The sequence below is a fragment of the Variovorax xiamenensis genome (genome assembly GCF_050916385.1).
Classification (GTDB): Bacteria; Pseudomonadota; Gammaproteobacteria; order Burkholderiales; family Burkholderiaceae_C; genus Variovorax.
In genome coordinates this window covers 6831022-6850611 of sequence record NZ_CP139038.1, presented here as the reverse complement: position 1 = coordinate 6850611, position 19590 = coordinate 6831022, and the positions used below count along the sequence as shown (strand labels likewise).

At 67.6% G+C, this 19590-nt stretch carries 18 protein-coding genes; 8 read left to right on the top strand and 10 right to left on the bottom strand.

The genetic code is table 11. The features are described 5' to 3' along the window. Positions 1–125: 125 nt before the first annotated feature. The gene (locus SFB74_RS31535) at positions 126–1394 is read left to right on the top strand and encodes a class I SAM-dependent methyltransferase (protein WP_432728300.1); all 1269 of its coding nucleotides are present in this window, start codon (positions 126–128) and stop codon (positions 1392–1394) included. Positions 1395–1405: 11 nt separating this feature from the next. Next, entirely contained in the window at positions 1406–1729 is a 324-nt protein-coding gene (locus SFB74_RS31530) for a DUF1840 domain-containing protein (RefSeq protein ID WP_432728299.1), read from the top strand. A gap of 116 nt (positions 1730–1845) precedes the next feature. Here SFB74_RS31530 and SFB74_RS31525 read toward each other — a convergent pair whose 3' ends face one another. After that, positions 1846–2883: a Bug family tripartite tricarboxylate transporter substrate binding protein gene (locus tag SFB74_RS31525; RefSeq protein WP_432728298.1), complete on the bottom strand. Its 1038-nt coding sequence runs from the start codon at positions 2881–2883 to the stop codon at positions 1846–1848. 82 nt (positions 2884–2965) lie between these two features. Continuing rightward, positions 2966–3904 carry a LysR family transcriptional regulator gene (locus SFB74_RS31520; protein WP_432728297.1) on the bottom strand — a complete coding sequence of 313 codons (939 nt, stop codon included), beginning with the start codon at positions 3902–3904 and terminating at the stop codon, positions 2966–2968. Positions 3905–4027: 123 nt separating this feature from the next. On the opposite strand from SFB74_RS31520, the gene SFB74_RS31515 reads away from it, so the two are divergent. Both SFB74_RS31515 and SFB74_RS31510 read left to right on the top strand, forming a co-directional pair. Continuing rightward, complete coding sequence (locus SFB74_RS31515; RefSeq protein WP_432728296.1) at positions 4028–4813, top strand: SDR family oxidoreductase; 786 nt, start codon at positions 4028–4030, stop codon at positions 4811–4813. Positions 4814–4824: 11 nt separating this feature from the next. Continuing rightward, positions 4825–5589 carry an SDR family oxidoreductase gene (locus SFB74_RS31510; protein ID WP_432728295.1) on the top strand — a complete coding sequence of 255 codons (765 nt, stop codon included), beginning with the start codon at positions 4825–4827 and terminating at the stop codon, positions 5587–5589. On the opposite strand, the gene SFB74_RS31505 is transcribed toward SFB74_RS31510, so the two are convergent. The 7 genes from SFB74_RS31505 to SFB74_RS31475 all read right to left on the bottom strand — a co-directional run bounded on the left by SFB74_RS31505 (position 5577) and on the right by SFB74_RS31475 (position 13270). Continuing rightward, on the bottom strand, positions 5577–6032 hold the full coding sequence (locus SFB74_RS31505; protein ID WP_432728294.1) for a MarR family winged helix-turn-helix transcriptional regulator: 456 nt from the start codon (positions 6030–6032) through the stop codon (positions 5577–5579). The genes SFB74_RS31510 and SFB74_RS31505 overlap by 13 nt on opposite strands. A gap of 13 nt (positions 6033–6045) precedes the next feature. Continuing rightward, entirely contained in the window at positions 6046–7011 is a 966-nt protein-coding gene (locus SFB74_RS31500) for an alpha-ketoacid dehydrogenase subunit beta (RefSeq protein WP_432728293.1), read from the bottom strand. Next, positions 7002–8036: a thiamine pyrophosphate-dependent dehydrogenase E1 component subunit alpha gene (locus tag SFB74_RS31495; RefSeq protein ID WP_432728292.1), complete on the bottom strand. Its 1035-nt coding sequence runs from the start codon at positions 8034–8036 to the stop codon at positions 7002–7004. The genes SFB74_RS31500 and SFB74_RS31495 overlap by 10 nt, the downstream gene beginning before the upstream one ends. A gap of 106 nt (positions 8037–8142) precedes the next feature. Continuing rightward, positions 8143–10353, bottom strand: a complete 2211-nt coding sequence (paoC, locus tag SFB74_RS31490) for an aldehyde oxidoreductase molybdenum-binding subunit PaoC (RefSeq protein ID WP_432728291.1) — start codon at positions 10351–10353, stop codon at positions 8143–8145. Between the two features lie 2 nt (positions 10354–10355). Beyond that, positions 10356–11306: an FAD binding domain-containing protein gene (locus SFB74_RS31485; RefSeq protein WP_432728290.1), complete on the bottom strand. Its 951-nt coding sequence runs from the start codon at positions 11304–11306 to the stop codon at positions 10356–10358. Continuing rightward, on the bottom strand, positions 11303–11962 hold the full coding sequence (gene paoA / locus SFB74_RS31480) for an aldehyde dehydrogenase iron-sulfur subunit PaoA (RefSeq protein ID WP_432728289.1): 660 nt from the start codon (positions 11960–11962) through the stop codon (positions 11303–11305). The genes SFB74_RS31485 and paoA overlap by 4 nt, the downstream gene beginning before the upstream one ends. Before the next feature lie 315 nt (positions 11963–12277). Further along, on the bottom strand, positions 12278–13270 hold the full coding sequence (locus SFB74_RS31475; RefSeq protein ID WP_432728288.1) for an AraC family transcriptional regulator: 993 nt from the start codon (positions 13268–13270) through the stop codon (positions 12278–12280). 399 nt (positions 13271–13669) lie between these two features. Here SFB74_RS31475 and SFB74_RS31470 point away from each other — a divergent pair, with 399 nt between their 5' ends. Both SFB74_RS31470 and SFB74_RS31465 read left to right on the top strand, forming a co-directional pair. Continuing rightward, on the top strand, positions 13670–14302 hold the full coding sequence (locus SFB74_RS31470; RefSeq protein WP_432728287.1) for a response regulator: 633 nt from the start codon (positions 13670–13672) through the stop codon (positions 14300–14302). Next, positions 14299–14997, top strand: coding sequence for an alpha/beta hydrolase family protein (locus SFB74_RS31465; protein WP_432728286.1), 699 nt, complete (start codon positions 14299–14301; stop codon positions 14995–14997). The genes SFB74_RS31470 and SFB74_RS31465 overlap by 4 nt, the downstream gene beginning before the upstream one ends. A gap of 161 nt (positions 14998–15158) precedes the next feature. On the opposite strand, the gene SFB74_RS31460 is transcribed toward SFB74_RS31465, so the two are convergent. Next, on the bottom strand, positions 15159–16613 hold the full coding sequence (locus SFB74_RS31460; RefSeq protein ID WP_432728285.1) for a hypothetical protein: 1455 nt from the start codon (positions 16611–16613) through the stop codon (positions 15159–15161). Between the two features lie 599 nt (positions 16614–17212). On the opposite strand from SFB74_RS31460, the gene xylF reads away from it, so the two are divergent. Further along, on the top strand, positions 17213–18235 hold the full coding sequence (gene xylF / locus SFB74_RS31455; RefSeq protein WP_432728284.1) for a D-xylose ABC transporter substrate-binding protein: 1023 nt from the start codon (positions 17213–17215) through the stop codon (positions 18233–18235). A gap of 154 nt (positions 18236–18389) precedes the next feature. Next, positions 18390–19589, top strand: coding sequence for a sugar ABC transporter permease (locus tag SFB74_RS31450; RefSeq protein WP_432728283.1), 1200 nt, complete (start codon positions 18390–18392; stop codon positions 19587–19589). The last annotated feature ends 1 nt before the right edge of the window (position 19590 follow it).

Here is a 19590-nt window from a genome sequence, read left to right as displayed (position 1 = left end):
ATAGTTTAGGCATAAACGATTTGTTGTCAATCCGGGTTCGCGCCGGGCCTGCAGCCCCGCAGATTGCGGCTTGCGCCGACACGGGAAGTCATGCAAAAGCTTGGAAAAATCAATACCATGGCCCCATGCAACACTTGATACCCAAGATCGAGTCGCAGCTGGCTTCGCTGCCTGTCCCCATCGCGCTGGAGCTGCCGGATGGCCGGCGCGTAGCCCAGGCGGGAGCCCGCGTCACCCTGGCCTTCAAGGAATGGGCAGTGCTCGCCAAGCTGGCGGCACGACAGGTGGGAGCCATCGGCGAGGCATACGTCGAAGGCAAGGTGCAGATCGAAGGCGCCATGCGCGACCTGATCGACGCCACGGTCGGCATGCTCCCAGGCAACCCGGCGCAGACCGACACCGGCTGGTGGAGCCGCCTGCAGCGCCGGGCCAAGTCGCACGGCTCGCATTCGCTGCGCAAGGACGCGGCCCAGATCGAGTTCCACTACGACGTTTCCGACGACTTCTACGCGCTGTGGCTCGACCCGCGCCGCGTGTATTCATGCGCCTACTTCCGCACGCCCGACCTCACGCTGGCGCAGGCGCAGGAAGCCAAGCTCGACCACATCTGCCGCAAGCTCATGCTGCAGCCCGGCGAGCGCTACCTCGACATCGGCTCGGGCTGGGGCGCGCTGCTGCTGTGGGCAGCCGAGCATTACGGCGTGGACGCCACCGGCATCACGCTGTCGAAGAACCAGCATGCTCACGTGCAGCGGCTCATCGAAGAAAAAGGCCTGCAGGGCCGCGTGCGCGTCGAACTGCGCGACTACCGCGAAGTGCCTACCGACAAGCCCTTCGACAAGATCTCCTCCGTCGGCATGTTCGAGCACGTGGGCGCGGCCAACATGCCGACCTACTTCCGCAAGATCCATTCGCTGCTCAAGCCCGGCGGCCTGGTGATGAACCACGGCATCACCTCCGGCGAGCTCAACTACCGCCAGCTCGGTGCCGGCATGGGCGACTTCATCGAGAAATACATCTTCCCCGGCGGCGAGCTGCTGCACGTGACGCACGTGCTGCGCGAGACCGCCGCGGCGGGCCTGGAGATGGTCGACACCGAGAGCCTGCGCCCGCACTACGCGCGCACGCTGTGGGCCTGGTCGGACGCGCTGGAGGCGCAGCTCGACACCGCGCGCGAGGTCTTGCAACGAAGCGGCGGCCGCCAGAGCGACAACGCCGAGCGCATCCTGCGGGCCTATCGCCTCTACCTCGCGGGCTCGGCCATGAGCTTCGAGCAGGGCTGGATCTCGCTGCACCAGATGCTTTCCACCAAGCCCGACGGCAAGGTCGATCACGGCGTTCTGCGCGGCGCGCAATCGGTGTACCCTTTTGCACGTGACTACATCTACAAGTGAGTGAGAACACCATGCTCTATCGATTCCAGTCCCGCGCTTCCCCTGATTTCGTGATGCTCGAAGTGCACGCCCGCCAGTTGCTCGAGATCGTCGGCAAGTCGGCCGCCCCGCAGGGCATCATCACCGTCGAGCAGATCCCGGGCGCCATCGCGGCCATCGAGGCAGCGCTCGCACGCGAGGCCTCCAATTCCCACAACAACGACGACTACGCCGTCGAAGGCCACGCCAACGAGGCCGAGAAGCAGCACGTGGGCCTGCACCAGCGTGCGATCCCCCTGCTGCACATGCTCAAGGATTCGCTGGCCGAAAAGAAAGACGTGACCTGGAAGACCTGATCGAATAGATCGACGGCTTCAGTCGCGAAACGCCGCGGAACCGGCTCTGCCGGGCCGCAGGCGTTGCCCCCTGCAAGGGGGTTGGCGAAGCGCACGAAGTGCGCGCAGCCTGGGGGTTAGTCGACTTTCGCGCCGGAGTCCTTGACCACCTTCGCCCATTTCACATGCTCGCTCGCAATGAGCTTCGTGAAGTCCGCAGGCGAATTCCCGCTCGGGATCGCGCCCTGAGCCAGCATCTTCTCCTTCATGGCCGGCGTACCCAGCGCCTTGGCCACTTCCTGCTGGATGCGGTTCACGATCTCGGGCGAGGTGCCAGCCGGCGCCAGCAGCCCGAACCACGAGCTCGCCTCGAAGCCCTTGAGCGACGGGCCGCCCACTTCCTCCACCGTCGGAATGTCCGGCAGCGCCGGCGAACGCTGCGCGCTCGTCACGGCCAGCGCCGTGAGCTTGCCGGCCTTGATCTGCGCCATCGACGAGGGCAGGTTGTCGAACATCACGTCGGCGTTGCCGCCCACCATGTCCAGCAGCGCAGGGCCCGAACCCTTGTACGGGATGTGGGCCATGAAGGTGCCCGTCATGCTCTTGAACAGCTCGCCCGCCAGGTGGATCGAGGTGCCGCTGCCGCTGGAAGCCATGTTCAGCTTGCCCGGGTTGGCCTTGGCGTACTTGATGAAGTCCTGCACGTTGTGGATGTTCAGGGTCTTCGCCTTCTCGGCGTTCATCTCCATCACGTTAGGCACGGCGGCCACCAGCGTGATCGGCGCGAAGTCCTTGATGGGGTCGAAGGGCAGCTTGGGGTACAGCGCGCGGTTGATGCCGTGCGTGCCGACCGTGCCCATCAGCAGCGTGTAGCCGTCGTTCGGCGCGCGCGCCACGATCTCGGCGCCCACGTTGCCGCCCGCGCCCGCGCGGTTGTCCACGATGAACTGCTGGCCGAAGGCCTTCGAGAGCTCGGGCGCCACGGCGCGCGCCAGGATGTCGGTGGTGCCGCCGGCCGCGAAGGGCACGACGATGCGCACCGGCTTGGTCGGCCAGGTGCCCTGGGCCCACGAGGGGGCCGTCATCAAAGTCAGCGCGGCGGCGACCGACGCGGCCAGCGCGGCGCGGCGATTCGGGGAAGAGGAGGAGAAGGAGAAGAAAGTCGGATTGGTCATGCGCGCGTTTGTACAGGTGCGCGCTGCGACCGTCGCGGGTGAAAACCCCGTGAGCCCCTTCAGCCCGTGAGGGAGTTCGCGCTCAGGCCACCTGCATCCGCTGCGCGAACCGCTCCACGCGGAAGCGCTCGAGCACGAAGTCGATGAACACCCGCGTCTTCGGCGGCAGCAGCTTCTTGCTCGGGTAATAGATCCACACCGTGCCGGCGTCCTGGTACCACTCGGGCAGCAGCCGCAGCAGGTCGCCGCTGCGCAGCCCGCGTTCCACGAAGGGCATGGGCAGCATCGCCGCGCCCAGCCCCATCAGCGCGGCATGCGCGATCGCCTCGGGGTCGTTGAAGATCGCGCGCGGCCGGGGCAGCTCGACGCTGACCTCTCCTTCGCCGGCGCCCGCGCGCGCGCGCCGCAGCGTCCAGCTGCGCACCCGGCCGGTGGGCGACGAACGGCGCATCAGCGTATCGAGGGCCGCCAGCTCCGACGGGTGCCGGGGCAGCCTGCGCCCCTCCATGTAGGCGGGCGACGCCACCGCCACCACGTGGATGGGCGCCAGCTCGCGTGCAACCAGCCCGGCCGGCAGTTCGATGCCGCCGCCGATGGCCGCGTCGAAGCCCTCGCCCACCAGGTCGACCTGCTGGTTGTCGAAGTGCCAGTCCGGCACGATGGCCGGGTAGCGCGCCAGGAAGTCGCCCATCAGCGGCAGCACGTGCTCGCGCCCGAAGGCCTGGCCCATGCTCACCTTCAGCGTGCCGGAGGGCTGGCCGTCGTCCGTGTCGACGCCGGCCACGGCCTCCTGCAGCGTGGCCAGCGCGGGGCCGACCTGCGCCAGGAAGCGTTCGCCGCCCTCGGTCAGCGTCAGGCGGCGCGTGCTGCGCTGGAACAGCCGCACGCCCAGCCGCGCCTCCAGCCGCGCCACGTTCTTGCTGACGGCCGCCGGCGTCAGTCCCAGGCGCCGGGCGGCCTCCGAAAAGCTGCCGCCCTCCGCGCTCTGCACGAAGGATTCGAGGTGATTGAGCGGTTCCATGGCCGCATTGTGTCGCTCATCTTCAACCGTTGGTTGAATTTGATTGACCCGATTGATGGCTACCGAAGAAGGAATGAAGCGCCCAAACTGAGGCCTTCTTCCTCCACCTCAACGGAAAAAATCATGGCCTCCAACACTGCTTCCTCGTCTTCTTCCTCCTCTTCGTCTTCGCCAGTCCTGGCCGGCAAGGTCGCCTTCGTCACCGGCGGCTCGCGCGGCATCGGCGCGGCCATCGTGCGCCGGCTGGTGCGCGACGGCGCCGCCGTGGCCTTCAGCTACGCCAGCTCGGCCGCCCCTGCCGACGAGCTGGTGCGCAGCATCCAGTCCGAAGGCGGCCGCGCCCTCGCGCTGAAGATCGACAGCGCCGACGCCGCGGCCCTCACCGCCGGCATCGACGAAGCCGCCCGCACCTTCGGCAAGATCGACATCCTCGTGAACAACGCCGGCGTGTTCCTCGGCGGCACCCTCGACGAGTTCTCGCTGGAAGACTTCGACAAGACGCTGGACATCAACGTGCGCGCCGTCTTCGTCGCCGCCAAGGCCGCCTCGCGCCACATGGGCGAAGGCGGCCGCATCATCAACATCGGCAGCACCAACGCCGTGCGCATGCCCTGGCCCGGCGGCAGCGCCTACGCCATGAGCAAGTCGGCGCTGGTCGGCCTGGTGCAGGGCCTGTCGCGCGACCTCGGCCCGCGCGGCATCACGGTCAACAACGTGCAGCCCGGCCCGGTCAACACCGACATGAACCCGGTGGACGGCCCGAACGCCGCCGCCATGCACGGCCTGATGGCGCTGGCCCGCCACGCCCATCCTGAAGAAATCGCCGGCATGGTCGGCTACCTGGCCAGCCCCGAAGCCGGTTTCGTGACGGGCGCGAGCCTCAACATCGACGGCGGCTTCGCGGCCTGAGCCCGGACGCCATGACGACGACGCACCCGGCTCCCCAGCCTGCCCTGGCCGGCAAGGCTGCCTTCGTCACCGGCGGCTCGCGCGGCATCGGCGCGGCCATCGTGCGCCGGCTGGCGCGCGACGGTGCCGCCGTGGCCTTCACCTTCGTGAGCGCCCAGGCCGAGGCTGACGCGCTGGCCGGCGAGATCCGCGCCGCCGGCGGCCGCGCTCTCGCCCTTCGCGCCGATGCCGGCGACGCCGAGGCGCTCAACGCCGCCGTCGAGCAGGCCGCGAAGACCTTCGGACGGCTCGACATCCTGGTGAACAACGCCGGTGTCTACCTGCGCGGCGAGCTCGACAGCTTCACGCTCGAGGACTTCGACCGCACCGTGAACGTCAACGTGCGCGCCGTCTTCGTGGCCGCCAAGGCGGCAGCGCGCCGCATGGGCGAGGGCGGGCGGATCGTCAACATCGGCAGCATCAATGCCGAGCGCGTGCCGGCTGCGGGCGCCAGCGTCTATGCGATGAGCAAGGCCGCGATCGTCGGCCTCACGCGCGGCTTGGCGCGCGACCTCGGCCCGCGAGGCATCACGGTCAACAACGTGCAGCCCGGCCCGACCGACACCGACATGAACCCCGCCGCCGGACCGCGCGCCGGCTTCATGCACGGCCTCATGGCCCTGCCGCGCCACGGCCGCGCCGACGAGATCGCCGGCATGGTCGCGTACCTCGCTGGGCCCGAGGGCGGCTTCGTCACCGGCGCCAGCCTGAGCGTGGACGGCGGCTACACGGCCTGAGCGTCCGGCGCGGGCGCACCGTCATTGCCGCCCGACACGGTAAGGATCAGCTTGTCGAGCGTGGCTTCCATGCGCGCCAGTTCGCCGGCCTCGATGCCGGCGAAGAGTTCGGCCTCGCGCTGCCGGCCGAGCGCGCCCACCGTTTCATGCAGCGCCTTGCCGGCGGTGGTGAGGTAGAGCCGGCTGCTGCGCCGGTCGGTCGGGTCGTCGTGGCGCTGCACGCGCTTGTGGCCCCGCAGGCCGGCGAGCGCGCGGCTCACCGCCATCTTGTCGAGGCCGGTCTGGTCGGCCACCTGCGTGGCGTTGAGCCCCGGCTGCGCGGCGAGCACGGCCATCGTGCGCCATTCGTTGAGCGTGAGCCGGTGCTCGCTGCCCACGCGTTCGTGAAAGGGCCGCGCTGTGAGATTCACGACCCGCACCAGCTTGAAGAAGAGCGGGTCCATCGCCGGTCGTGCCTCAGTCGGCGAGCCTTTTCGCCGCGGCCACGATGGCTTGCGTGCCGACGCGCGACTGCGCCTCCAGCACCGGCGCATAGCCGACCGGAATGCGCGGCGCGCCCAGCCGCGCCACGCGGCAGTCCGTGGCCTCCGCCGCGCTGGCCGCGATCTCCGCGCCGAAGCCCGCCGCCTGCACCGCCTCGTGCACCACCAGCAGCCGGCCGGTGCGCGCGCACGACGACAGCACCGTCTCGCGGTCCCAGGGCCACAGCGTGCGCAGGTCGATCAGGTCCACCGCGATGCCTTCGGCGGCCAGCGCATCGCAGGCCGCCGCGCAGGCCTGCATCTGCCGGCTCCAGCTCACCAGCGTGAGTGCATTGCCCTCGCGCACGCGCGCGGCCTTGCCCAGCGGCACGGCGACGCTCTCGTCGACTTCGCCGGTCGTGCCCCACAGCGTCTTGTGCTCGATGTAGACCACGGGGTCGCCGCATTGCAGGGCGGCGCGCAGCAGGCCGTGGTTGTCCTGCGGCGTCGAGGGGCACACCACCACCACGCCCGGCAAATGCGCGAACCAGGCTTCGAGCGATTGCGAATGCTGCGCCGCCGAGGCGTCCCAGATGCCACCGGGCATGCGCGCCACCAGCGGCACGCGGCCCTGGCCGCCGAACATGAAGCGGTTCTTGGCGGCCTGGTTCACCAGCTCGTCCATGCCGCACAGCGCGAAGTCGACCACGCGCATCTCGACCACAGGCCGCAGGCCCGCGAGCGCCATGCCCACGCCGGCGCCCATGATCGCGGCCTCGCTGATCGGCGTGTCGATCACGCGCCCGTCGCCGAAGTGCTGCTGCAGCCCCTTGTACTGCCCGAAGATGCCGCCGCGGCCCACGTCCTCGCCGAGCACCACCACGCGCGGGTCGGCTTCCATCTCGCTCCGCAGGGCCAGCAGGGCGGCTTCCGAATAGCTCAGTTGCTGCTTCATCGCCATTGGCCCTCCCCGACGGTCTGTACATCGGTGAAGGCGGCGCCGGGCTCGGGCCAGGGCGCCGCGTCGGCCACCGCGAGCCCGGTGTCGACCTCGTCGCGCGCGGCGTTCTCGATGGCGTCGAGCGTCGTGGCGGCAACGCCGGCCGAAAGCAGATGGCCGCGCGCCCGCGCGATCGGATCGGTCTCCAGCGCCGCGGCCAGCTCGGCCGGATCGCGGTATGCCGCGACGTCCACCGACACGTGTCCCTTCACGCGGTAGGTCAGCGCATGCAGCAGGCGCGGCCCGCTGCCGGCGCGCACTTCGGCCACCAGCTTCGCGGCGGCCGCGTGCACCGCGAACACGTCGTTGCCGTCGACCTGCGTGGCCGCGATGCCGAGCGCCTCGGCGCGCGCCGAGGCGCCTTCTCCCGCCGTCATCGGCCCGCTCGCGGTGGTCGCGCTCCAGCGGTTGTCCTCGCAGACGAAGAGCACCGGCAGCTCGTACACCCGCGCCCAGTTCAGCGCTTCGAGAAAGGGGCCGCGGTTGATCGCGCCGTCGCCGAAGAAGCAGACCGTGATGTCGTCGGCCTTCTTCAACAGCTTCTGCGCGTGCGCCGCGCCCACCGCGATAGGCAGCCCCGCCGCCACCACGCCGTTGGCGCCCAGCATGCCGACCGAGAAGTCCGCGATGTGCATCGAGCCGCCCTTGCCGCCGTTGAAGCCGGTGGCCTTGCCGAACAGCTCGCACATCATCCGCGCGAGGTCGGCCCCCTTGGCCAGCGTGTGGCCGTGGCCGCGGTGGGTGGAGGTGAGGTAGTCGCCTGTGCGCAGGTGGGCGCAGACGCCGGCAGGCACCGCCTCCTGCCCGGTCGACAGGTGCAGCGGGCCGCGCACCTTGGCTGCGCCCGCCGCCTGCTGGCCGTAGGCGCTCACACCGCCCTGGCTGGCGGTCTCCGCCGCGTTCTCGAAGGCCCTGATCCGCACCATGACGCGGTACAGCGCCTCGCCGGCGGCATGGCTGCCGCCGCTGGAAATGCTCGAGTCCATCTTGTCTCCGGCGCCCTGGGGATGGGCGTTCCGGAAAAAATCGTATCAAGCGAGACGGACTCGCGGCACCGGGCTTACCCGCCGCTGCCCGGGTCGCCCAAACTGCCTATGCCACCGGCGGCAGGCGATCCAGCAGCTTGTCGAGCGTGATCGGGTAGTCGCGCACCCGCACGCCCGTCGCGTTGTAGACGGCGTTCGCCACCGCCGCGGCGACGCCGCACATGCCGAGTTCGCCGACGCCCTTTGCTTTCATCGGCGAGGAGATCGGGTCCGTCTCGTCCAGGAAGACGACGTCCTGATGCGGAATGTCCGCATGCACCGGCACCTCGTAGCCTGCGAGGTCGTGGTTGACGAAGAAGCCGTGCCGCTTGTCGAGCGCCAGCTCTTCCATCAGCGCTCCGCCGACGCCCATCGTCATCGCGCCGATCACCTGGCTGCGCGCGGACTTGGGATTCAGGATGCGCCCCGCGGCGCAGACCGCGAGCATGCGCCGCACGCGAATCTCGCCGGTCGCGGCATCGACGCCCACTTCCACGAAATGCGCGCCGAAGGTCGACTGCTGGTACTTCTTGTCGAGGTCGCCGAACTCGATGCCGTCCTCGGCCACCAGCCCCTGCGCCCCCGCCGCTTCGGCGAGCGGCACGGCGCGTCCGCCGGCGCGCACCATGCCGTCGGAGAACTCCGCCTCGGCCGCCGCGAAGCCGAGCTTGCCCGCCACGGCTTCGCGCAGCTTCATGCATGCCGCGAAGACGCCCGAGGTCGAGCTGTTGGCCCCCCATTGCCCGCCGGAGCCGGCCGAGACCGGATACGACGAGTCGCCCAGGCGCACGAGGATCCTGTCGAGCGGCACGCCCATGGTCTCGGCGGCGGTCTGCGCGATGATGGTGTACGTCCCCGTGCCGATGTCGGTCATGTCGGTCTCGACCGTGACCATGCCCCGGTTGTCCAGGCGCACGCGCGCGGCCGACTTCATCACGAGGTTGTTGCGGAACGCGGCGGCCACGCCCATTCCCACCAGCCAGCGGCCGTCGCGCTGCTGCCCCGGCGCCGTGCTGCGCCTGCTCCAGCCGAAGCGCTCGGCGCCGGTGCGCAGGCATTCGATCAGCTTGCGCTGGGAGTAGGGCCGCTGCGGCTTCTCTGGGTCGACCTGCGTGTCGTTGAGCACGCGGAACTCGATCGGGTCGAGCTTCAGCTTCTCGGCCATCTCGTCCATGGCGATCTCCAGCGCCATCAGGCCCGGCGCCTCGCCGGGCGCGCGCATCGCATTGCCCTCGGGCAGGTCCAGCACGGCCAGGCGCGTGGTCGTCAGGCGGTTCGCGCCGGCGTACAGCAGCCGGGTCTGGTTGACCGCCGTCTCCGGTCCCCCGCCGGGCAGGTCGCCCGACCAGCCTTCGTGCGCGATGGCGGTGATCCTGCCGTCCGTCGAGGCGCCGATGCGGATGCGCTGGATGGTCGCCGGCCGGTGCGTGGTGTTGTTCGCCATCAGCGGGCGCGGCAGCGCCACCTTCACGGGCCGCCGGGCGGCGCGCGCGCCCAGCGCCGCGAGCAGCGCATCGGCCCGCACGAACAGCTTGCCGCCGAAGCCGCCGCCGATGAAGGGAGAGATCAGCCGCACGTTCGCCTTCGGGATGCCCAGCGTCTTGGCGACGTCGCCGGCGCCCCAGGCGATCATCTGGTTCGAGGTCCAGACGGTGAGCTTCTCGCCCTGCCATTGCGCGATGGAGGCGTGCGGCTCCATCATGGCGTGCGACTCGTCGGGCGTGGTGTAGGTCGCGTCGAGCTGCACGGGGGCAACGGCGTAGGCGCCGGCGAAATCTCCCGTCTTCGTCTGCGGCTCTCCCGCGAAGGGGTTGGGCGCGGGCAACTGCGCCGAGTCCTTCTCCGCGGCCAGGTCGAAGCGGCCCGGCGTGCGCTCGTACTCGATGCGCACCAGCTGCGCCGCGGCGCGCGCCTGCTCGAAGGTGTCGGCCACGACGAGTGCCACCGCCTGGTGGTAGTGGTCGATCTCCGGGCCGCCCAGGAGCCTGGCGGTATTGAAGTCGCCCTTGCCGAGCTTGCCGGCATTGCGCGCGGTGACGACGGCCAGCACGCCCGGTGCCGCGCGGGCGGCGGCCAGGTCCATCGACGCGATGCGGCCCTTCGCGATGCCGGCTCCCACGACGTAGCCATAGGCGGCATTCGGCGCTTCGACGTTGCGCTCGTACGCGTAGCGCGCGAAGCCGGTGGTCTTCATCGGGCCGTCGATGCGGTCCGTCGGCCTGCCGATGATCTTCAGCTGGTCGATGGGGTTGGTCGTGGCGGGGGTGTCGAATCTCATGGTCAGCTCCTCGCTTGCGTGATGGCGGCGGCCAGCGCGCGCTCGGCGAGCTGCAGCTTGAATGCGTTCTCGTGGGTGGGCTGCGCGTCGGCGAGCAGCCGCGCGGTCACGGCCTTCGCGCCTTGCGGCATCGCCGCTTCGGCAGCTTCCACGCGCCACGGCTTGTGCGCGACGCCGCCGAGCGCCACGCGACCCGAGCCGTCCCGCTGCACGATCGCCGCGACGGACACCAGCGCGAAGGCGTAGGAGGCGCGGTCGCGGATCTTGCGGTAGATGTGCGTGCCGCCGACGGGCTTCGGCAGCGTGACGCCGGTGATGAGTTCGTCGCGTTCCAGCGTCGTCTCGACATGCGGCGTGTCGCCGGGCAGGCGATGGAAATCGGCAATCGGAATCACGCGGGTGCGGCCGTCGGGCCGCACGGTCTCGACGGCCGCGTCCAGCACGCGCATCGCGACGGCCATGTCGCTTGGATTCGTCGCGATGCAGGCCTTGCTGCCGCCGATGACCGCAAGCTGCCGCGTCACGCCGCCGATGGCGCTGCAGCCGCTGCCGGGGCGGCGCTTGTTGCATGGCTGGTCGGTGTCGTAGAAGTACGGGCAGCGAGTGCGCTGCAGCAGGTTGCCCGCCGTCGTCGCCTTGTTGCGCAACTGGCCCGACGCGCCGGCCAGCAGCGCGCGCGAAAGCACGCCGTAGTCGCGGCGCACGCGCTCGTCGGCGGCCAGGTCGGTGTTGCGCACCAGGGCGCCGATGCGCAGGCCGCCCTCGGGCGTGGGCTCGATGCGGTCCAGCGCCAGGCCATTCACGTCGACCAGGTGCACCGGCGCCTCGATCTGCAGCTTCATGAGGTCCAGCAGGTTGGTGCCGCCGGCGATGAACTTCGCGCCGGGCCTGCCGGCCACGGCGGATGCCGCCTGAGCAGGCGAAGCGGCTCGCTCGTAGGTGAACGCCTTCATGCCCGGCTCCCCGCCACTTCGGTGATGGCATCGACGATGTTGGAGTAGGCACCGCAGCGGCAGATGTTGCCGCTCATGCGCTCGCGCAGCTCCTCGGCCGAGAGAACGGGGCGGGCGGTGAGGTCGGCGCTCACGTGGCTCGGAACACCGCGCCTGACCTCGTCGATCACGGCCACGGCCGAGCAGATCTGGCCGGGCGTGCAGTAGCCGCACTGGTAGCCGTCGTGCCTGACGAATGCGGCCTGCATGGGGTGCATGTTCTGCGGCGTGCCGAGTCCTTCGATGGTCGTGACCTGCGCGCCCTCGTGCATGACGGCGAGCGTCAGGCAGGAGTTGATCCGCCTTCCGTCGACGATGACCGTGCAGGCGCCGCACTGGCCGTGGTCGCAGCCCTTCTTGGTGCCGCTCAGGTGCAGGTGCTCGCGCAATGCATCGAGCAGGGTCGTGCGCGTGTCCAGGTCGAGCGAGTGGGCCTTGCCGTTGACGTTCAGCGACAGCTTCATGTGGGAGCCGGCCGCCATGGGGGTGGCCGTTGGCGGGGGCGCGGCCTGCGCCGGTGCGGCGGGCGCGGCCGATGCGGAGACCGCCGCGGCGGTGGCGGCGCCGACGATGAGCGCGTCGCGTCGCGAGATCAGTTGGGTCGTGGGACTGTTCATGTCAGCTCCTGCTGTTTCGGGGTTCGGGTGGGGTGGCGATCACCGCTGATATCGCGGGCGATGAGCGGCGGCAGTAGGAAAACGGCTGCTGTTGTCCCCTGACCGTGGCTCGTGAGGCCTGCGGCTTCGGAAATTGGTTCTCAAGGCGGCGGGTCGAAAGGACAGAGTGGTCGATTTCCCGACATCGGGCCCCCGCCCGGAGGCGGGGCATGAACGCTCATTCTTCTGAAGCTGCCCGGGGATCGATAGAGCAATCCTCTTCGTTTCTTGCCCGATCCGATGACATGGAAGGGCCCCGCCAGTTGGCGGGCAGCATCAACCGGCCATGTGCGGCGTGGCGCCCGGCTGGTCCGGCTGTGCCCCAGCGGCGCCGGCGCCCCGGGCGCCTCCCCGCAGTACCTCGATGTCCCGCTTGGGCGGAGCGCCGAACAGCCGGCTGTACTCGCGGCTGAACTGGGACGGGCTTTCGTAGCCGACCTCGAAGGCGGCGCTCGCCGCGTCGAAGTGCTCGTTCAGCATCAGCCGCCTCGCTTCATTCAACCGCAGCCACTTCTGGTACTGCAGAGGGCTCATCGCGGTGAGCTGGCGGAAATGGTGATGGAAGGTCGGCGCGCTCATCTGCACGCGGGCGGCGAGCTCGTCGATGCGAAACGGGGATGCGTAGTTCAGCTTCAGCCAGTCGATGGCTCTCGCGATCCGGTGGCCCTGCCCGTCGACCGAGGCGATCTGTCGCAGCTTGCCCGCCTGGTCGCTCAGCAGCAGCCGGTAGTGGATCTCCCGATGGATCATCGGGGCGAGGACGGGAATGGCCTCGGGCTCGTCCAGCAGCTCCACCAGCCGGCCGAGCGGCGCCAGCATGGCGGGCGTCGCCTCGCCGATTCCCACGCCGACCCCTATCGGACGCTCGCGATGCGGCGGCAGGCTGCCCTGCGCGATGAGCTCGGCCAGCACGCGCACGTCGAGCTTCAGCACCAGGCCGAGGCAGGGCTGCCGCGGGCTCGCCGTCTTCACCTCCGAGTTGGCGGGCATGTCCAGCGATGTGACGAGGAATCGCGAGCTGTCGTACGGATAGGCCTCGCCTCCGACCCACATCTGCTTGGCCCCCTGCGCGACGAGCACGATGCTCGGCTCGACCATGCAGACGACGGGCGGGGCGGGAGACTCGCGCCTGAAGAGGCCGAGGCCGGGGACGGGCGTCTCGTAGTCGCCCGGCTGCGGCGCGCAGGTGCCGATGATCCGCGCCATCGCTTCCTGCAAGGCCCTGCAACGGGCCGCCGTGTCCTTGTCCTTGTCCTGTGTGGGTGCCATCCTGCTTCGGGCCTTGTGCCGAAGACTCTACCTGCCGGGCGCTCCTCCATCCACGAAAGAGACCCCTCCCGACAGGATCGGGCAACAAATCCAGCGGATCGAGCAACCGATCGGACGAGCGCTCCGCGAAAACGCGCATCCGGACATCCGGCGGAGTCCGCCTCATCGTCCTTCCGGTCGTGCTGCCCGTCGTCCGCGGGCGGGCGAACTGCCTGCGCTCCTACATCGTTGCGAGACGTTTCTGCGAACGCGTGCAGGACAAATGCCCGACCCGCCTCGACGCGCTCCGATCCGTGGGCGCATGTGGCATCGTGATGCACTCCTTCCGCCTGCTCGCTCGCCTGTCGTGCCTGCCCGCTCGCGGCCGTTCATCCACCACAGCACAGGAGGCACATCAACATGATCAAGATCGGTATCGTCGACGACCACGCGGTCGTCCGCACAGGCCTGAAGTCGTTCTTCTCCACCTTCGTCGACTTCCGGGTGGTCGGCGAGGCCGGCACCGGCCGGGAGGCCATCGACCTGGTGCGCACGGCCGACCTCGACGTGCTGGTGATGGACCTTTCCATGCCCGGCCAGAGCGGCATCGACGCGCTCGCGATGGTGCGCGCCAAGGCGCCCGAGCTCGGCGTGCTCATCCTCAGCGGCTACCCGGAAGAGCACTACGCGGTGAACCTGATCCGCCAGGGTGCCTCGGGCTACCTCAACAAGGAATGCGAGCCGGAGGAAATCGCCAAGGCGATCCGCACGATCGCGCTGGGCCGGCGCTACATCTCGCCCTCGGTGGCCGAGCTGCTCGCGGGCCAGCTGGAGCGCAAGGACAACGCGCCGCCGCACGAACACCTGTCGGAGCGCGAGTTCCAGGTGTTCCTGAAGCTGGCCAAGGGAGAATCGGTGGGCGCCATCGGCGAGGCGCTGTCGCTCTCGGTGAAGACCATCAGCACCTACCGCACGCGGCTGATGGAGAAGATGAATCTCTCCACCAACAGCGACCTGACCTACTACGCCATCAAGACACAGCTCATCGATTGACGACGACTTCCGCGACGACCACGACCAGGCAACTGCGCGTTCCGGTGACACCGGAGCTCGCCGTGTCCGCGCTCGCGGTGTCGCCGCCCGAGCCCGAGGCCTGCTACGTGCTGGCCCACGGCGCCGGTGCCGGCATGACGCATCCGTTCATGGAGTCGGTGGCCGAAGGGCTCGCGCAGCGGCGCATCGCCACGCTGCGCTACCAGTTCCCCTACATGGAGCGAGGCAGCAAGCGCACCGACGCGCCGGCCCTCGCGCACGCCACCGTGCGCGCGGCGGTCGACTGCGCGGCGGCGCATTTCGGCGGGCTGCGGCTCTTCGCCGGCGGCAAGTCCTTCGGCGGGCGCATGACTTCGCAGGCCCAGGCGCTGGAACCGTTGCCGCGCGTGGAGGGGCTGATCTTCCTGGGCTTTCCGCTGCATCCTTCGGGCGCGCCATCGACCACGCGCGCGGAACACCTGCACGATGTCGACGTGCCGATGCTCTTCGCGCACGGCCCGCGCGACACGCTGGCCGAGCCGCGCGGGTTCGACGAGGTCACTCGTTCGCTGGCCCCGATGGCCAGCGTGCTCGAGATCGACGGCGCAGACCACTCCTTCAGCGTCCTGCGGCGCTCCGGCCGCACCGATGCCGAGGCGCTCGACGAACTGCTCGACGGCATCGCCGTGTGGACGCAGGCCTGGCGCATCGGCTGAAGCGGAGGCGTCCTTCGCCTACGAGCAGAACTTGTAGCCTTGGGCGTGTACACCCCCGCTGCACGAGATACGCGCGAATCTGGCCGAAATTCCAAGGCCGGCGACCGCAACGAAAATCTCTTGCCCCAAGAGGAGGGCTGACTCGCCTCACCATTCAGTGCTTAAAGCTTGGCAAGACCCTGCAGGTTCGGAAGCCCGGAATCGGATGGTGGTGACGCAGTTCCCCCTCCGAAACAGACCCTCAGGCACTGCAAACGCCGACTGAGGTCGATCTTGCCTGCCTCTCCATCAAACAGTTCTTCCAGCAGCCTCCGGCTCTTGAGCAGATTCATGTCTCCAGTGGCGTATTTCCACGCGATAGCAGGCAAGTATTCCCTCACTGTGGTGAACAACCCCCGACCCTCGGATTCGGGGAAGCGTGCAATCAAGGCGTGGCGGTATCGCCAGCTTGCTACGGTGCCGAATTTGACTGCCAGAATTTTCTGCCGCTTTCCCGATCCGTCGACGAATGCTTCCGGGAAGCAGATCAATTCGGAAGGAATCTGTACGTAGGCAGTGTAATTTGCCATCAAGAAGGCTTCAATGCTCATCATGCGGCCAATGGCATGCTGGCTGTTCGAGGCGAAGACCTTGACCAACTTGCACTCTTCCGATCCATATTCAAACAGCGAAATTACAACGCCGTTGGCCGTTCGAATCAATCTGGCATAAACACCGGTTTCTCTGCGAAAGTTGTAAAGGACCAGAGGATGAAGCCTGTCGGCCCGTTGCAATGCTTGCACAAAGAGTCGATGAAAATTTGCCAGGTTGTAAGGCTTCTCAAAGCGGAAACTTCGGGTTCGCTCCGGGTTTTCGAGGGTTGGGGCTGGGATTCGCCGAGATTTATCAAAAACCAGCAGCAGCTGGTCTGAATCAATTGAAAATTCAGGCATCCATCGGTGATCTTCAGGGTGCCAAATGTGAATGAATATGGATCGAACAGCGCCGTAGCGCTGCATAAGGCGAAGAACTGGGAGTTCGTCGTTCCAAAAGACATTGCCCAATGCAAAACCATCATCAATATAGACGTGTATGTCGCCACTGGCTCCCATGCCAAAGTACCGCGAAACCAATGCCCACAGAAGCGTTGAAAGCTCCCATGGGACGGCCTTGAACAGTGAAAGTTTGTCGAGAAGCTGTCCTATATCTGTTTTTTCCAAAGCGGTAGCATCAGGTGGTGGCTGGGAAATCGCATAAGCCTTCTTACGGCTCTCCGCGCCTGACCAGAACAAACGCGGACTCTCGGCTTCCAATGGTTTCAATCCCAGATCTTTGGCGCGCTGCAAAAAAGCATAGGCTTTTTCTATTTTTTTCTCGACAAAACACTCCACCATCAAATCCCAGAGGCTCTCAGCTTCTGATTCGCGGATGGAGCTTTTTAGAGCTTGGACGCGCTCAACAAATTCTTTTCGCCATATCACCAGATTATCGTTCAACATCTGGAAGTTGACGGTGTGAATATCAATCGGGCCTTTGGGACTATGGGTTTTTTCGAAAAATAGATTTATTTGCTCAATTGATGGGCGCCTTGGTGCAGTCGGTACGAGGCCAAGGACATGATTGTCGTTAGCCTCCATAAAGGGTCCCTGCATATAGGCAAAGCAAACTGGGCAACGAGTGCTGATGGAATATTCGACAAGTTCGTGCCATCCACTCCTTCCTACTCGAGCGCAGGGAATGCATTTCCACCAGACCATCGATTACTCCTGTTTCAAATCGTTGGAAAGCTCCGTCGTAGATCTTTTGTATTAATTTGTTACTAACAATATTAAAAGGACGACAAAGACCAGTCCATCACCGAAATTAGGTATCGCAGCGGTCGCGTGGGTGCTGGGTAACTCGAAAGCAGCTCCGCGAGATACCGCTTGATGGTCGGCCGCCCGTATGGGCCTTGGCTTGGGATCGTCAGCAGGAGGGCATTGCGAGCCCCGACGCTTAGGGACGTTGATTTACCGCGGTACTTCTCTTGGCAGACATGCCTCACGGAGCGGGAACGACAGCAACGTTGACTCACCAGTTGATTCGAGTCTTGTCAGGCGTCGATGGGCGCTCCGCGCTCCGGGAATTCCCGGATGCCCATGGTCCCGCCTCGATGGGATAGTTAGTTCGCCCTTCAAACTAACTAATTTCTTACACGGCTGACGCCTGCAGGCGAATCAACTAAGGAGAGACATCGATGCAACTGAAACACACCCTGGCCGCCATGGCCTTCGGTCTCACGGCCGTGGGCGCGATGGCGCAGACCGTGGTCGGCGTGAGCTGGTCCAATTTCCAGGAAGAGCGCTGGAAGACCGACGAGGCCGCGATCAAGGCCGAGCTGGAAAAGCTCGGCGCCAAGTACATCAGTGCCGATGCGGGCGGCTCGCCCGAGAAGCAGCTGGGCGACATCGAGGGCCTGATGTCGAAGGGCGCGAAGGCGCTCATCGTGCTGGCGATGGACAAGGACGCCATCCTGCCCGCCGTCACCAAGGCCACGCGCCAGAAGGTGCCCGTGGTGGCCTACGACCGTCTCATCGAGGCGCCGGGCGTGTTCTACATCACCTTCGACAACGTCGAGGTCGGCCGCATGGAGGCGCGCGAGGTCTTCAAGGTCAAGCCCAAGGGCAACTACGTGATCATCAAGGGCTCGCCCAGCGACCCGAACGCCGACTTCCTGCGCGCGGGCCAGCAGGAAGTGCTGGACGCCGCCATCAAGAAGGGCGACATCAAGATCGTCGGCGACGAATACACCGAAGGCTGGAAGCCCGAGGTCGCGCAGAAGAACATGGAGCAGATCCTCACCAAGGCCGGCAACAAGGTCGACGCGGTGGTGGCCGCCAACGACGGCACGGCCGGCGGCGCGGTGGCCGCGCTCACGGCCAAGGGCATCCGCGGCATTCCGGTGTCGGGCCAGGACGCCGACTTCGCGGCGCTCAACCGCATCGCGCTGGGCACGCAGACCGCCACCATCTGGAAGGACTCGCGCGAGCTCGGCCGCGAGGCCGCCCTCGCGGCCATCGCGCTGTCGCAGGGCAAGCCGGTCGACAAGGCCGCGCCGTGGAACTCGGGCCCCAAGAAGGTCGCGCTGCAATCGCGCCTGCTGACGCCCGTGCCCGTGACGCGCGACAACCTCGACGTCGTGGTCAAGGCCGGCTGGATCAAGAAGGACGAGCTCTGCAAGGGCGTCTCGGGCGCCAGCGCGCCCGCGGCCTGCAAGTAAAGCGGCACGACAGACGGGCAACCCGCCGGCGCCATCCGCGGAAAGCGCGCCGGCCTTTTTTCTCCTTCCCATGCAACGCACCAGCTGCCGGCCCTCACGGGCCCGGCCGGCGAGTGCTTGCGCATCTCTCCGTAGTCCCAAGGGGGTCTGAAACATGAGCAACCCATCGTCATCAACACCGGGCTGGTGGCGCCGCACGGGCGTCGACCTGCGGCTCATCCTGATGTGCGTGCTGCTGGTCATCATGGCCGTGGCGTTCAGCGTCATGTCCGGCGGCGTGTTCCTCTCGCCCGAGAACCTCTACAACGTCGCGCAGCAGACGGCGGTGGTGGGCATCGTCTCCACCGTGATGGTGCTCATCATCGTGGCGCGCCACATCGACCTGTCGGTGGGCTCGGTGATGGGCTTCGTCGGCGTGCTCATCGCCTACCTGCAGTACACCTCGGGCTGGTCGTGGCCCACGGCCTGCCTCGCGGGGCTCGCGGTGGCGCTGCTGGTTTCCATCTACCAGGGCTGGCTCACGGCGGTGCTGGGCGTGCCCTCCTTCGTGGTCACGCTGGGCGGCCTCATGTCCTTCCGCGGCGCGGCCTTCCTGGTGGCCGACGGCAAGACGCAGCCGGTGAACGACGAATTCTTCCAGCGCCTGGGCGGCGGCTACGACGGCGGCATCGGCGTCACCGCGAGCTGGGTGCTCGCGGCGCTGGTGGCGGTGGTGCTGTTCGTGCGCATGGTGCAGAAGCGCCGCGCGCGCCAGCGCTACGACATGCCGACCGAGGCGCTGTGGCTCGACGTGCTCATCACCGCCGTGCCCGTGGCCGTGGTGTTCGGCTTCGCGTGGGTGATGAACAGCTACCAGATCTCGTCCAAGAACGAGCCGCAGGGCATTCCGATCCCGGTGCTGATCTGGGCCGTGGTGGCCATCGTGCTGTCGTTCATCGTGCACCGCACGCGTTTCGGTCGCTACGTGTTCGCGATGGGCGGCAACCCCGACGCGGCGGCGCTGGTGGGCATTCCGGTCAAGCGCGTCACGCTGATGCTGTTCGCGCTGCTGGCGGTGCTGGTCACCGTCGCGGCCATCGTGTCGATCGCGCGGCTCAACGCGGGCACCAACTCGCTCGGCACGGGCATGGAGCTGTACGTGATCGCGGCGGCGGTCATCGGCGGCACGGCGCTGGCGGGCGGCAGCGGCTCCATCTTCGGCTCGGTGCTGGGCGCGCTCATCATGCAGTCGCTCGACAGCGGCATGCTGCTGCTGGATGTGCCCATCGGCAAGCGCATGGTGATCATCGGCCAGGTGCTGATCGTGGCGGTGGTGTTCGACGTGCTGTATCGCCGCAAATTCGGAGAGAACTGAA

Excerpts from the sequence above, each read along its gene's own strand:
- SFB74_RS31485 (WP_432728290.1), bottom strand. The coding sequence starts at position 11,306 with ATGAAGGCGTTCACCTACGAGCGAGCCGCTTCGCCTGCTCAGGCGGCA.
- SFB74_RS31500 (WP_432728293.1), bottom strand. The coding sequence starts at position 7,011 with ATGGCGATGAAGCAGCAACTGAGCTATTCGGAAGCCGCCCTGCTGGCC.
- SFB74_RS31530 (WP_432728299.1), top strand. The coding sequence starts at position 1,406 with ATGCTCTATCGATTCCAGTCCCGCGCTTCCCCTGATTTCGTGATGCTC.
- SFB74_RS31495 (WP_432728292.1), bottom strand. The coding sequence starts at position 8,036 with ATGGACTCGAGCATTTCCAGCGGCGGCAGCCATGCCGCCGGCGAGGCG.
- paoC (WP_432728291.1), bottom strand. The coding sequence starts at position 10,353 with ATGAGATTCGACACCCCCGCCACGACCAACCCCATCGACCAGCTGAAG.
- SFB74_RS31460 (WP_432728285.1), bottom strand. The coding sequence starts at position 16,613 with ATGGAGGCTAACGACAATCATGTCCTTGGCCTCGTACCGACTGCACCA.
- SFB74_RS31470 (WP_432728287.1), top strand. The coding sequence starts at position 13,670 with ATGATCAAGATCGGTATCGTCGACGACCACGCGGTCGTCCGCACAGGC.
- SFB74_RS31510 (WP_432728295.1), top strand. The coding sequence starts at position 4,825 with ATGACGACGACGCACCCGGCTCCCCAGCCTGCCCTGGCCGGCAAGGCT.
- SFB74_RS31520 (WP_432728297.1), bottom strand. The coding sequence starts at position 3,904 with ATGGAACCGCTCAATCACCTCGAATCCTTCGTGCAGAGCGCGGAGGGC.
- SFB74_RS31535 (WP_432728300.1), top strand. The coding sequence starts at position 126 with ATGCAACACTTGATACCCAAGATCGAGTCGCAGCTGGCTTCGCTGCCT.
- SFB74_RS31525 (WP_432728298.1), bottom strand. The coding sequence starts at position 2,883 with ATGACCAATCCGACTTTCTTCTCCTTCTCCTCCTCTTCCCCGAATCGC.
- xylF (WP_432728284.1), top strand. The coding sequence starts at position 17,213 with ATGCAACTGAAACACACCCTGGCCGCCATGGCCTTCGGTCTCACGGCC.
- SFB74_RS31515 (WP_432728296.1), top strand. The coding sequence starts at position 4,028 with ATGGCCTCCAACACTGCTTCCTCGTCTTCTTCCTCCTCTTCGTCTTCG.
- SFB74_RS31475 (WP_432728288.1), bottom strand. The coding sequence starts at position 13,270 with ATGGCACCCACACAGGACAAGGACAAGGACACGGCGGCCCGTTGCAGG.
- SFB74_RS31450 (WP_432728283.1), top strand. The coding sequence starts at position 18,390 with ATGAGCAACCCATCGTCATCAACACCGGGCTGGTGGCGCCGCACGGGC.
- paoA (WP_432728289.1), bottom strand. The coding sequence starts at position 11,962 with ATGAACAGTCCCACGACCCAACTGATCTCGCGACGCGACGCGCTCATC.
- SFB74_RS31505 (WP_432728294.1), bottom strand. The coding sequence starts at position 6,032 with ATGGACCCGCTCTTCTTCAAGCTGGTGCGGGTCGTGAATCTCACAGCG.